Raw genomic sequence first — 11,893 nt, 5'->3', positions numbered from 1 at the left:
ACATATGAACCTTCAGCAGCTGCGCTACGCGGTCGCTCTTGCCGAGGAGCTCAACTTCGGCCGGGCCGCGCTCCGCGAGGGCGTGCGGCAACCACCCTTCAGCCAGCAGATCGGCAAGCTGGAGGACGAGCTGGGCGTGCGCTTGTTCGAACGCACGACCAGGCAGGTAAGCCTCACCCCCGCGGGCGAGGCGTTCGTCGCCGAGGCCCGTGCGAGCCTGACCCACGCCGCCCTCGCAGCCGAGTCGGCCCGCCGGGTCGGAAGGGGAGAGGCAGGCCGGCTGTTGATCGGATTCGTCGGCTCGGCGACCAACCTCACTCTCCCGCGCGTGCTTCGCCGCTTCCGCGCCCGCTACCCCGGCGTCCAGGTCGAGCTACGCGAGCTGCCCACCGCACAGCAGGCCGAGGAGCTCCGGCAGGGCCTGCTCGACGTCGGCCTCCTGCACGCTCCGCTCGCCGGACCCGCCGCCGAGGTCCTGACCACCCACACCGTGGCTCGCGAACTGCTCCTCGCCGCCCTCCCCACCGACCACCCCCTCGCCCCGCGCGCGTCACTCCCGCCCACCGCCCTCGCCGGCGAGCCGTTCGTCATGTTCCCCCGCCGGCACGGACCCGCACTACACGACCAGATCATCAGAGCAATGGGCTTCGAGCCCAGGATCGTGCAGGAGGCCGTGCAGATGCAGACCATCGTGGGCCTGGTGGCGGCGGGGATCGGCGTATCCGTCGTGCCTGAGTCGGTGGCCCGCCTGCGCCGTGGCGACGTGGCCTTCCGCCCCCTGGCCCCCCCGACCCGGGTGGTGACGCTGGACCTGACCTGGCGCACCGGCGACCCGAACCCGCTGGTCCGCAACTTCCGCTCCCTGTTCCGCTGAGGGCCCGTGATTCCGGTTGTTTATGGGAATCTCGAACGCGTCTACCCCGAACCGCCGGTGTGCTTGACTTCCGCCCCGTAACCACACCCTCTGGGAGGGTTCATGGGGGAGTTCGTGGGGATCGACCCCTGAGGCGCACATGAGCTGATCCGCCGGATGGAGGCGGGAAATAGGCCCTGACCAGGACGCGCCCCGAGCTCGACGCGGCCATCGCCGAGGCGGGCGAGGACTGGGTCGGCCGCCAGGGCACCGCCGCGATCCACCGGACCTGGGCCCTCTACCACGAAGCGCACCAGGACCTGAAGCGGCGCATCGACACCATCGAGCAGCTGGTGCCGGTACGCGAGCAAGGCATGCTCACGGCAGGCATGGCAAGTTCGGCTGGGGATGTGACGGGGTGCTCGCCGGCGCGGATGTGCACACGTCCTCAAGATTCCGCCGCACTCGCCATGGGCAACCGCTTTCGCCGAGCGGTGCGTCGGCAGGCTCAGGCGGGAGTGCCTCGATCACCTGCTAGTTCACGGTGAGCGGCACCTGCGACAAGGTTCTGGCCGAATACGGGCGCCACTACAACGAGCACCGGCCACATCAGGCCCTGTCGCTACGGCCAGGTCGTCACGGTCGACGAACCCAGGGGTCCTGGAGCTGTAACACGGATCTGTCAATACCTCGCAAGTCACCTCCTTGGTGGACTCGGTGCAGACGCGGCAGCCGTTCCCGGGCGGAATCGTTGGAGGCATGCGACTATCCAGACTCCAAATGGCGGCGTTGACGGCGTCCGTGTTCACGTTCATCGCCGCATTGGCCACAGACGCGCTGCCGACTCTGTCCTACACCACCGGGTTCGCACCGCACTGGGTGACGGCAGCCGCAGCCCTGGCCGGTGCGGGCTTCGCTGTCTTCGAACGGCCGATCGTCGTGGGCTGGCTCTCGTCGGTGCTATTGCTCTGGTCGGCGGGTGGCCTGGTGCTCGACTGCTTCCGCGCATTCTTCGTGGTGACCGAGATACCGGCCGGGGAGTTCGCCCGGGTGGACGGGCCTGGGATGGCGAGACGAGCACTCAGTCTCGCTGCCACCGGGCTCGTTGGGACGCTGGTGCTGCGGCGCACCCAGCTGCCGAGCGGGCCGTGGCTCGGCTACACGGCATTCGCGCTCGGGTTCATCTATCCGACGGTCAAGCTGTACTGGTCGCTGGGCGGGTCGTTCCTGCGCCCCGCCGACTACTCCGAGGGACTTCCGTACGGCGAGTTGATCATGCTGGCCATCGGGGCGATCGGATCGTTGGCCCTTGTTCAGGCATGGGGGAGGCGGCTTCCGCGCAGGCTGGTGCTGTTCGGCGGTTGGACGGGAGCCGCTATGTTGAGCACCATGGGGAGCATGTCCGTGTTCGGCACCCTCTCGCAGCTCATGGGCGTGACCGACGGGCCGGTGCCGCTCGGTGACGCCTCAGCGGTCGTCATGGTCTCCTGCGTATACGGGAGCTGGCTGCTGTTCGGGCTCGCGGTGGCCGGAGCCACCCTGGCCTACCAGCGGCAGACCGCCAGGGTGCTCACGCGGTGATGCGGTGGGTGGCGGGGGCGCACACGTTCGACGCTGTGGCCGCGTTCGTGGTCGGGGTACCGCTGTTCCTGCTCTCGGTCGTGGTGGCGGTGCTGTCGCTGCCAGGGGAGCGGGCAGCGATCCTGGTGGCGGCCTGCCTGCTGGCGCATGTGGCATTCGCCTTCCGCCGGGACCTGCGCGCATTCCTTGTGATCGCCGTGGCGCTGGCCGTACAAGCAGTCGTGACCGGGCTCTTCATCGTCTTGCCGACCGTCGTGATCTTCCCGCTCGCCCTCTACTCCTGCACCGCGTACGGCAGGTCGTACCTACCCGTGGTCGTGGGACTGGCGGGGGCGGGACTGGCCGCGGCCAGGTTCGCCACAGACTCCAGCGTCGCGGCCGCCCATCTGGGACCGAATCCGTGGATGCTGCTGGGTCTCCTGGTGGCCATCGTGGTGGCGGCCTGGGGGCTTGGCCTGTACCGCAGGACTCAGCTCGCCTACGTCAAGCTCCTCAAGGAACAGGCCAGCGTGTCAGCCGCTCAGGCCACCCTGGCGGAACGGGCCAGGATCGCCCGCGAGATGCACGACGTGGTGGCCCACGCCCTGGCCGTCATCGTCGCCCAGGCCAGAGGTGGGCGACTGATCCCCGACCGCGCCACCGAGGTGCTGGCCACGGTGGAAGAGACCGGACGCCAAGCGCTCACCGAGATGCGCGGCCTGGTCGGTGTGCTCCGCGCGGACACCGCCGCCGGCCCCGAGGCCAGCGATCTCCGGCCGCAACCGGGCCTGCCCGAACTCCCGGAGCTGCTGGATCGGACTCGCGCGGCCGGGCTCGCGGTGACCATGACCACCTCCGGTAGGGCCCGGCCGATCGGGCCGGGGGCGGAGCTGGCGCTCTACCGGGTGGTCCAGGAGGCGTTGACCAACACGCTCAAGCACGCGGGCGGCGGAGCGAGCTCGTCGGTCAGATTGTCGTGGACGCCGGTGAACCTGGAAGTGACCGTGGCGGACGACGGCCGGGCTCCCGTGCCGACCGAGGGCACGGCGCCGGGCAACGGGCTGGCCGGGATGCGCGAGAGAGTGCTGGCAGTCGGTGGCACGCTCTTCGCCGGAGCCGCAGAGGAGCGGGGCTTCGTGGTGACGGCCCGCTTGCCGTACCAGAAGGGCGCAGTGTGACGATCCGGGTGTTTGTGGTGGACGATCAGGACCTCGTCCGTACCGGTACGATCATGGTCATCCAGGCTCAGGGCGACATGACTGTCGTGGGGGATGCGCGCGACGGCCTCGACGCCCTGACCAGGCTCGGGAAGGTCGTCGCCGACGTGGTGCTCATGGACGTGCGGATGCCTGTCCTCGACGGTGTGGAAGCCACCCGCAGGCTCCTGGCCGGGACCGGGGCTGGGCCCAAGGTCATCATGCTCACTACGTTCGACCTGGACGAATACGCCTTCGCCGCGCTCCGTGCGGGCGCTTCGGGGTTCCTGCTCAAGGACGCGCCCGCCGAGGAGATCGTGGCGGCCATCCGGACCGTGCACGAGGGTGACGCGGTCATCGCACCCTCCACCACGCGGCGGCTGCTCGACCACGTCGCCCCCACCCTGCCGCTGCAGGCCAATCCGTCCCTTCCCCTCACGGACCGCGAGCGGGAGGTCCTCCAGCACATCGCGCAGGGCGAGACGAACGCCGAGATCGCCGGGCGCCTCTTCCTCTCGGAGGGCACGGTCAAGACCCACGTCGGTCGCATCCTGGCCAAGCTCCAGCTCCGCGACCGCGTCCAGGCGGTCATATGGGCCTACGAACACGGCCAGGTGCCCCGCATATGAGCTCTGCACGGATCGCGGCCAGGTCCGGGAGAGTCGATAGCGGCGGAAGTCGCTGTCTCGCCAGAGAGACGGCCTCGATGGCATAGGGCCGAACAAAAGCGGCGCTTGTCGATCAATCAACCGTACAACTCCCGGACGCTGGCGGTCCGCACGGATGAGGGAAGGGTTGGAACTTCCCCCTGGTTGGTGGACACGCTGATGCTGGATCCTCCGACCGGCAGGTGAGAGCAGACGAGGCCGCCGCGCGGCGTGCCGCTGAGCAGTGTCGCCCACGGATGGTCGTGGACGAAGGCCCTGATCCTCTCATCGTCGTCGAGCAGATAGTCACTGTTGTGTCGCACGGTCACGTCCGTCGTTCTGAGTCCACATGACCACGACTATGTCCCGCCTTCGAACACCGGCCAAGATGGTCAGCCACAAGAGGGCTCGAGCTCATTGTGACGGGGCCACAACGCGGCTTCCGTCGACGGCGAGTGAGTCCTGAGCCCGGTCAGTGCTCGTAGGCCATCAGTGACCGGGTGAGGGGCCGGTCGACGGCGCGGTCGTGCCCCGGCTCTGCGATCGGCGGAGGCCTTCCCTCACGCGAACGCACAACACGTCGAGGCGTCCCCGGCTTCCATGATCAGCACGGAGGCGTGAGGACCATCGGACTGCTGCTGGGACGTACGTCCGCGGCATGTCGCGGACCGCGGTCGACGATCCCCATCCTTCACGAACGGTTGGAGTGTGCCCGAAGGTTGGCCTAACCTGAAAGGCGAGGGGAGTACTTCCCAAGCGCCGGCCCGGTCAATACGGACCTCCAGCAGCGTCCCCGGACGGCCGCCCGCCTGATGTGGGTGAAGGAGACCTCGAACAGCCAAACGCGTTCGAGGAGGCTCCATTGTCCGGGCGGACGACTGTACTGACCGAGCTCGAAACCATCGGCTCACCACTCCTGTGGGCCGTCACCCTGGCCGCACTCGCGCTGCTCCTGGCGATGGACTTCACGCTGACGCGGCGGCCGCACGAGGTGCGGATGAGGGAGGCGCTCGGATGGTCGGTCTTCTACCTGGCGCTGCCCCTGGTCTTCGGCCTCTACGTGTGGCAGGCGTTCGGGTCGGGGGTGGCAGTGGAGTTCTTCACCGGGTACGTGGTGGAGAAGTCGCTGTCGGTGGACAACCTGTTCGTGTTCATGCTGCTGCTGACCGCCTTCGCGGTCCCGGCCGAGCTGGCCCAGCGCGTCCTGCTGTACGGCATCATCGGCGCCCTGGTGCTGCGCGCGATCTTCATCGCGCTCGGCGCGGCCGTCCTGCAGAGCGGCACCTGGGCATTCCTCCTGTTCGGCGGCATCCTGATCGTCACCGCCGGCAAGATCCTCAAGGAGGCGCTGCGAGGGAAGGAGCAGGAAGTCGACATCGGCTCCATGCGCACCATCCGGCTGCTGCGGCGCTTCATGCCGGTCACCGACGACTACCGCGGCTCCCAGCTGATCGTCCGCGTTGGCGGCCGCCGCGCCCTGACCCCGCTGGCGCTGGCCATCGTGGCCGTCTTCGCCACCGACATCGTCTTCGCCGTCGACTCGGTGCCAGCCGTCTACGGCGTGACCGAAGACCCGTTCCTCGTCTTCGCCACCAACGCCTTCGCGCTGTTGGGCCTGCGCGCGCTCTACTTCGTGCTTCTGGGTGTTCTGGCCAAGCTGCGCCACCTCAATCACGGCCTCGGCCTCATCCTGGCCTTCATCGGCGTCAAGCTCGTCCTGCACTGGGCCCACGGCATCTGGACCTGGGTACCGGAGATCCCGACCATGGCCTCGCTGACGGTGATCGTCGCGGTCCTGGTCACCGTCACGGTCACGAGCGTGTACGCCAACGGCCGCTCTGTCCGGCGCGTCTCCGCGCAGGACCAACACTGATCTCGGCTTCGCGGCCGCCGCGATGGCGTGACGTCACGTGGCAGCCCATCCGGCCTCTGCGGCGTTGACCCCGCGGGGGGCCGGGCGGATAGTGGAAAACAGCACGGAGGGGAGTACCCGCCGTCCGACAGCCGATCGTCACCCCGATCGTCACCACGGCCTTTCCCAAGGGCCCGGCGGGGTGGCCCTGCCGCCTGAAGCGCAGGGTGCGGGAAGACCTTCGTCCTCGTGATCGCATGCCACCGCGAGGCGAAGGGAGAGTCGTGATGTCGCTCGCTGTGCTGCCCGAGATCCTGCTCGGCATCCTGCTGGTGTGCTCCGCGTTCGTCAGCGCCGCCGTCTTGTGGACGGGGCCGCCGCCGCGCGGGGTCGGACGCCATCGGACCGGCTTCTGCGCGCTGTTCCGCCACGACCGGCACCAGAGGCCGGGCCGCGGCTGAGCGGATCGATGTCGACTTCCGTCGGCGGTGACGGGGCGTGCCGGTCGGGCCGTGCGCCGGCGACGATACGAGCCATCGTGCCTGGCTCCTGCTCAGCCTTCCTACGGTGGGCCTCGGCTCGGGCCTGCCGTCGACGGCCTCGTCCGCCAGGATGCCTACGATTTGGTGGGGACCGCCGCCGACCTGACACGCCCGTTCGCCTTCTGCAGGATGGGCTGGGGTGTGCGCCGAACACGGTCGGCATCCTCGTCGCGGTCGGCGGCACGACCCCGCGCGCAGTCCGCCTCGACCCCGATCCGTGCGGGTTGCCGCGGCAGGCGATGACCGGTTTGATCCCGCGGTGCCGCGGCAGGCGGCGGTACTTGTCGTGGTCGTGGTCGTGGCCGCGGTCGGCATGACGGCCGCCGGGCTCGCGGTGGGGGCGCCGCGGATCGGCTTGACCCTGTCCGACAGCGGCAGGAGGGTGTCGCTCGCTCCAACAGACCATCAGGGGCGGCTCGGCAGACACCCCCACGACCCTGTCGAGATTCCATATCCATCGCCCGCCGCCACGCCAGGGGATACGAGCCTCCGGCCTGTTCCACGTGGACCCGTCCAGACGCTCCGGGACATCGCCGGGACATCGCCCGGGCGGCAGGTGTCAGGTCACGAAGACGAGGAGCGCGACGATCACCGCATTGAGGACGAGGCCGAAGGCGGTGGGCAGCCAGCGACCGCGTTGCCTTGCCGTGGGCAGCTCTCGCCAGCGGGCCACATGCAGGGCCGTGCCCGCCGCGGTGGCCGCCGCCACGAGGATGAACAGGGCGAAAGGCACCGTGCCCCAGGCTCCGGCCAACCAGGCCACCCAGAGCATCAGGGCGGCGTTGGCCGTCGCGCTGACGATCCCGAGCCGGTCGGCCTGGGGGCGGTTACGGGTGGGCGTGCGGCGGGTCGCCAACTCCCACGAGGTCACGAGCGCGGCGAGGAGCAGCCCGGCGGTGATCGTGAGGAGGAGCGGATCGCCGGACGCGGGCCGGGGCCCGTCGTGGCCGAGCAGCCGCAGGCCCACGTGGTCGACGTCCTTGTCGGTGTTGCCCAGCACGACCACGCCCCGCCCGCCCGCGCGGTCGAATCCGACATATGCGCGGAAGCCGCCGGTGCCGCCGTTGTGCCAGGTGACCTGGCCCTTCGCGGTCGTCGTCGTGTACCAGCCGTAGCCGATGCGGCTGGTGTCGTCGTCGGTGAAGCGGGGCGTCGCCGCGTCGGCCCCCGGGGCGCCGCCCTTCAGCATCGCGTCGATCAGGAGGGCGAGGTCGGCACTCGTGGACCAGACGCCGATGCCCGCCGGGGCGTAGCCGTCACTCGTCCATGGGGCCGCCTCGTGCCCGGCCTCCACGTACCCGTGCGCCCTGCCCGCCGGCGGAGTGGAGGTGGTGGTGGCCTTCATGCCGAGCGGTTCGAGCACCCGCCGCTTCAGCAGATCGGCATAGGGCAGCCTCGCTCGCTCGCCGAGCGCGTGCCCGAGCACGGACATGCCGAGGTTGGAGTAGGCGACCGTGCCGCGCCCGGAGAGCTCGGCGGTGCCGGCCGCCTCGCGCACGTCGGAGACGCCCTGTCCGGCGTAGGGGTTGCCGTGGGTGTAGTTCGCGGCGGCCCCCCGTACCAGCGGGCCGAGACCACCGGCCAGCCTGGGCAGGCCGGAACGGTGGCTGGCCAGTTCCTCGTAGGTGATCGAGCCCTTGAGACCGGCTACCGGAGAACGCGGGTCGAGTCCGTCTCTCGCGACCATGTCGGCGAGGACCATGCCGGTGAGCACCTTGCCGACCGAGCCGATCTCGAACAGGGTGGACGCGTCAACAGGGCGTGGCGCGGGACCGCCCATGTCGCCGACGCCCGCCGTGCGGACGACACCGTTCTCGATCAGCGCCACGGACAGCGCGCGGTAGCCGTCGGATCCGGCCGCTCGCCGTACTGCCTCGCCCAGCGCCTGATCGCCGGTCATCGCGGACCCCAGCCGCGGCGGCGCTGGCGCGGCGGCGAAGGCCACGACGGCGGCCAGCCCCGCCGCGACAAGGGCGGACGTCAGCCGGCCTGGTGTCAGCCCACGGCCACTCCGCTGAAACATGGAACGCATCCCCTCTCAAGATCGGATCGAATCGCTTCGGCTGCTGTGATCGGCCCCAGGGGGTACCGCACGGTCCGCGCCACGCGGCACGGCTCGCCACCGGAGCCGGTCCGCGAGCGACGGAACCGCGACCTTCACCCGGTGAGCGGCGCGGGAACAGCGACTCCTCCCAGCAGGCGGCGCGGGGTCGCCCGCCTGACCACCCCGGCCAGGCGGTATGCGTGCTCGGCGGATACCGGCCACAGGGGAGCGCCAGGGCGCGGCGGGAGATGGCAGCCGGGACGCGGCGGGTCAGCTCTGGCGGTCAGCCGCGACGGGAGAAGTAGACGAGCGCGACCACATAGGACACCCCCGCGACGGCTGCCAGGAGGGCGAACGGCGTGGCATCCTCCCCGCGCCAGAGCTGTACGAAGAACCCGCCGATCAGCACCGTGCTGAGCACATGGGCCATGGCGCCGCGGGCGCGCAGCTCGTTGAGCCTGCGCCGCTCGTCGCCCAACTCCCCGCTCAGCATGGCGGTGGTCTCGCTGCGCTTGCGCGTCAGCAGCAGGAAGGTGGCGTAACCGACCATGACCCCGACGAGCGCGAGCCCGACGACGACGTCACCGCGGGCCATGACCGGCACGCCCATCAGCAGGCCGAGCAGGAGGCAGATCACCGGGAAGAACCAGCGGTTAGTCGTCACAGTGGAAGATCTCCTCGACGGATCGGCCAAAGAACCGGGCCAATCGGATGGCGAGCGGAAGCGAAGGGTCGTATCGGCCTTGCTCGATGGCATTGATCGTTTGCCTGGAGACACCGAGACGCTCCCCGAGGGCCTGCTGGGAGAGCCCGGCGGCGTTGCGCAACTCTCTGATGTCGTTGTCCACAAACGTAAAGCTCCCTTTACCTCGACCCTCTGATGGAAAGTATCCTTGACACCGCTCGGATGTCAAGCGAGCTTTACTTCGCGAGCACGCGCACGTGGTCGACCGGCATGGGCCGCACACGCGAGGTGGCCGCCGCCAACGCGTGTGGCGGCCCGCCGCTGAGACGCCTGGGGCAGGCCGCAGCGGACACGCCTGCGGCGGCCCATCGCCGACGGCCACGTTCGGCGACGGGAGAATCCCCGGCGCCCAGGTGGCGGCGTCGGTATCGCCCCGGTGAACAACGGCCGCCCGTCCGGGTGGCGGCGCGTCCGGTGCTCGGTCGGTTCGACCCCCAGGCTGTGAGAGGAGCTGTGGCACGCCGGAGGCGATCCCCGGCGGCCGGCCGCCGGGATCCCCCGGAACGTGCCTCCCTCGCGCCCTGCCTGCCGACGCGCGGAGCGACCTGCGTCACCGCATCCCGAGGGACGCGGTGACGAGCGTCAGAGGGGACCGAGCGGGAGCGCCAGGGCCCCGGCCGCGACGCCGCAAGCATCTGCCGCTGTGTCTGATCGGCGATTCCGGGACGGGGTGATCTTCATGAGGTGCTGCTCAGCCCTGGGGCGACCCTGTCGCGCTCGCCCGCGCCATGTGGCCGCTGCCCGGGATCTCCGAGCGCCACCACCGGCTCCCCGCGGTCGCCCGGCCCAGGCTGGAGCGCCTCCAGGCGTTTCGCCCTGAATGCGGCCGACCAGGCGTTGGCGGACCACCGCCGGCCACGGCGACGGCAGGCGAGGCGGTACGGCACACCCTCTCACGGCTGAAATAGCCGACATATGACCATCGGACTACTTATAGTGATCGCGTGGAACCGGATGATCTGTGCAGTCACCTGGTCATTCTCGGCTTACAGCCCCAAGTGGCTCGGGTCTATGTTCACCTGCTCTCGATGCGGCACGCGACCGAGGCATCGCTGGCCGAAGCTCTGGACATCAGACCCGAGCAGGCGCGGTCCGCGTTCAAGGAGCTCACCACCTGGGGCCTGGTGGGACGGCACGACGCGGGCGACTGCTTCCGCGCGGTCGTGCCCGAGGTGGGCCTCGACGCCCTGGTACGGCGGCGGCAGGCCGACGTCGAGCGGGCGCGCATCGCCGTGGGTCACGCCTTCGAGACCCATCGCAGGTCGGTCCGCAGGACGGACGTCGAGTCGCCGGTCGAGGTGGTCACCGGCCCGGCGGTGAAACTGCGCATCCGCCAACTCGTCAACGGAGTCCGGCACGAGATCCGGCGGCTCGACCGCCCGCCGCACCTGTTCGGGGCCGTCAACAGGGCCGAGATCGAGCAGCTCGGCAGGGGTGTCGCCTACCGGGTGGTCTACGCGAGGGAGTCGCTGGAACTGCCCGGGTATCTGGAGCAGAACGTCACGCCGTGCGTGGAGGCAGGGGAACAGGCGCGGGCCGCGGTGGAACTGCCGGTGAACATGACCATTCTCGACAGGGATCTGGCGTGGCTGACCAGGCCCGAAGACGGGCAGGACGCGACGCTGACGATCGTCTATTCGGGAGGCCTGCTGGAGGCGCTGGTCGGCCTGTTCGAGATCTGCTGGAAGGCGGCCATCCCGTTGCATCTGGCGGCCGGGACAGGACCGTCCATCAGAGCGGCCGATCGCAGGCTGCTCGTCCTGCTCAACGCCGGGGTCAGCGACGCCAGGGCGGCCCAGAGCCTGGGCATGAGCCGTAGGACGTTCTACCGTCGGCTGGAGCAGCTCATGGCCATGACGGCAACGACCAGCAGGTTCCAGCTGGCCGTCGCGGCCGCGCAGCGGGGCTGGCTGTAGCCCGGTACGGTGGAAGGGAGCGCGGCGGTGAACCAGCGGTCGCCTGACGAGTTACGCAGGTCCCGCGACGAGGCGCTGGCCGCCGGGCCGTTCAGCGTCGCGCTGCGGCTGGCCATCCAGGCCTGCGGCCTGAGCCTCGACCGCCTCCGGCATCGCCTGCGCGAGCGCGCTCTGTCACGACGTCCGCAGGGCGTTGGCGTACGACACGCCTGCCGCCGCCTGGTCGGGGCCGGTCAGGGTGAACGTGACGTGGGCGGTGTAGGCCAGAACGATGCGGCGGCTCTCCTCGTCGGTGGGCAGGAGCGCGGTCAGCGCGCCGTACAGGAAGGACCTGGTCAACGCCCGCATCCTGGAACACGCGGCCGGCGTCTCCCGCCTGGCCGGCCGCTGATCGGCCGAACACGTCCTGGGATGGGGTCGGCAACCGGCACAGGGCGCCCGTCCGGCGGTCCACGACGCGGCAGTGAACGGGCGAGCTAGGGCCTGTACGAGGTTGAGATCATGAGCCTTGAGAGGGTTCGCCTGCGCGATGGGCTCC

The 11,893-nt window shown here is 70.1% G+C and carries 12 protein-coding genes; 7 read left to right on the top strand and 5 right to left on the bottom strand.

Translation table 11 applies throughout. The annotated features are described in order from the left end of the window. Positions 1-4 precede the first annotated feature (4 nt). The 4 genes from ACFSKW_RS28090 to ACFSKW_RS28075 all read left to right on the top strand — a co-directional run bounded on the left by ACFSKW_RS28090 (position 5) and on the right by ACFSKW_RS28075 (position 4,238). Positions 5-874, top strand: coding sequence for a LysR family transcriptional regulator (locus ACFSKW_RS28090; protein WP_379575460.1), 870 nt, complete (start codon positions 5-7; stop codon positions 872-874). 738 nt (positions 875-1,612) lie between these two features. Continuing rightward, complete coding sequence (locus tag ACFSKW_RS28085; RefSeq protein ID WP_379575459.1) at positions 1,613-2,434, top strand: hypothetical protein; 822 nt, start codon at positions 1,613-1,615, stop codon at positions 2,432-2,434. Beyond that, positions 2,434-3,591: a sensor histidine kinase gene (locus tag ACFSKW_RS28080; protein WP_379575702.1), complete on the top strand. Its 1,158-nt coding sequence runs from the start codon at positions 2,434-2,436 to the stop codon at positions 3,589-3,591. Before ACFSKW_RS28085 ends, ACFSKW_RS28080 begins: the two co-directional genes overlap by 1 nt. Then, positions 3,588-4,238, top strand: a complete 651-nt coding sequence (locus ACFSKW_RS28075; protein ID WP_379575458.1) for a response regulator — start codon at positions 3,588-3,590, stop codon at positions 4,236-4,238. Before ACFSKW_RS28080 ends, ACFSKW_RS28075 begins: the two co-directional genes overlap by 4 nt. A gap of 116 nt (positions 4,239-4,354) precedes the next feature. Here the strand turns inward: ACFSKW_RS28075 and ACFSKW_RS28070 are convergent, their stop codons facing one another. Beyond that, positions 4,355-4,579 carry a hypothetical protein gene (locus tag ACFSKW_RS28070; protein WP_379575457.1) on the bottom strand — a complete coding sequence of 75 codons (225 nt, stop codon included), beginning with the start codon at positions 4,577-4,579 and terminating at the stop codon, positions 4,355-4,357. Positions 4,580-5,118: 539 nt separating this feature from the next. On the opposite strand from ACFSKW_RS28070, the gene ACFSKW_RS28065 reads away from it, so the two are divergent. Continuing rightward, a complete protein-coding gene (locus tag ACFSKW_RS28065) occupies positions 5,119-6,129 on the top strand; it encodes a TerC/Alx family metal homeostasis membrane protein (RefSeq protein ID WP_379575456.1) in 1,011 nt (336 codons plus the stop codon). 266 nt (positions 6,130-6,395) lie between these two features. Further along, entirely contained in the window at positions 6,396-6,569 is a 174-nt protein-coding gene (locus ACFSKW_RS28060; RefSeq protein ID WP_379575455.1) for a hypothetical protein, read from the top strand. A gap of 640 nt (positions 6,570-7,209) precedes the next feature. Here ACFSKW_RS28060 and ACFSKW_RS28055 read toward each other — a convergent pair. From ACFSKW_RS28055 to ACFSKW_RS28045, 3 genes are all read right to left on the bottom strand, one after another. Continuing rightward, complete coding sequence (locus ACFSKW_RS28055; RefSeq protein WP_379575454.1) at positions 7,210-8,673, bottom strand: serine hydrolase domain-containing protein; 1,464 nt, start codon at positions 8,671-8,673, stop codon at positions 7,210-7,212. A 304-nt stretch (positions 8,674-8,977) separates the two neighbouring features. Further along, on the bottom strand, positions 8,978-9,358 hold the full coding sequence (locus ACFSKW_RS28050; RefSeq protein ID WP_379575453.1) for a hypothetical protein: 381 nt from the start codon (positions 9,356-9,358) through the stop codon (positions 8,978-8,980). Further along, positions 9,348-9,542, bottom strand: a complete 195-nt coding sequence (locus ACFSKW_RS28045; protein ID WP_379575452.1) for a helix-turn-helix transcriptional regulator — start codon at positions 9,540-9,542, stop codon at positions 9,348-9,350. The genes ACFSKW_RS28050 and ACFSKW_RS28045 overlap by 11 nt, the downstream gene beginning before the upstream one ends. Positions 9,543-10,467: 925 nt before the next feature. On the opposite strand from ACFSKW_RS28045, the gene ACFSKW_RS28040 reads away from it, so the two are divergent. After that, positions 10,468-11,355: a TrmB family transcriptional regulator gene (locus ACFSKW_RS28040; protein ID WP_379575451.1), complete on the top strand. Its 888-nt coding sequence runs from the start codon at positions 10,468-10,470 to the stop codon at positions 11,353-11,355. Positions 11,356-11,529: 174 nt separating this feature from the next. On the opposite strand, the gene ACFSKW_RS28035 is transcribed toward ACFSKW_RS28040, so the two are convergent. Next, complete coding sequence (locus ACFSKW_RS28035; RefSeq protein ID WP_379575450.1) at positions 11,530-11,694, bottom strand: hypothetical protein; 165 nt, start codon at positions 11,692-11,694, stop codon at positions 11,530-11,532. Positions 11,695-11,893 lie beyond the last annotated feature (199 nt).

The sequence above is a fragment of the Nonomuraea mangrovi genome (genome assembly GCF_042681425.1).
In the GTDB taxonomy this organism is placed as follows: domain Bacteria; phylum Actinomycetota; class Actinomycetes; order Streptosporangiales; family Streptosporangiaceae; genus Nonomuraea; species Nonomuraea mangrovi.
This window is presented reverse-complemented; position numbering and strand designations above follow the sequence as displayed.

Bases quoted from the DNA above. Each gene is read 5' to 3' on its own strand.
- ACFSKW_RS28055 (WP_379575454.1), bottom strand. From the start codon at position 8,673: ATGTTTCAGCGGAGTGGCCGTGGGCTGACACCAGGCCGGCTGACGTCC.
- ACFSKW_RS28040 (WP_379575451.1), top strand. From the start codon at position 10,468: ATGCGGCACGCGACCGAGGCATCGCTGGCCGAAGCTCTGGACATCAGA.
- ACFSKW_RS28060 (WP_379575455.1), top strand. From the start codon at position 6,396: ATGTCGCTCGCTGTGCTGCCCGAGATCCTGCTCGGCATCCTGCTGGTG.
- ACFSKW_RS28080 (WP_379575702.1), top strand. From the start codon at position 2,434: ATGCGGTGGGTGGCGGGGGCGCACACGTTCGACGCTGTGGCCGCGTTC.
- ACFSKW_RS28090 (WP_379575460.1), top strand. From the start codon at position 5: ATGAACCTTCAGCAGCTGCGCTACGCGGTCGCTCTTGCCGAGGAGCTC.
- ACFSKW_RS28085 (WP_379575459.1), top strand. From the start codon at position 1,613: ATGCGACTATCCAGACTCCAAATGGCGGCGTTGACGGCGTCCGTGTTC.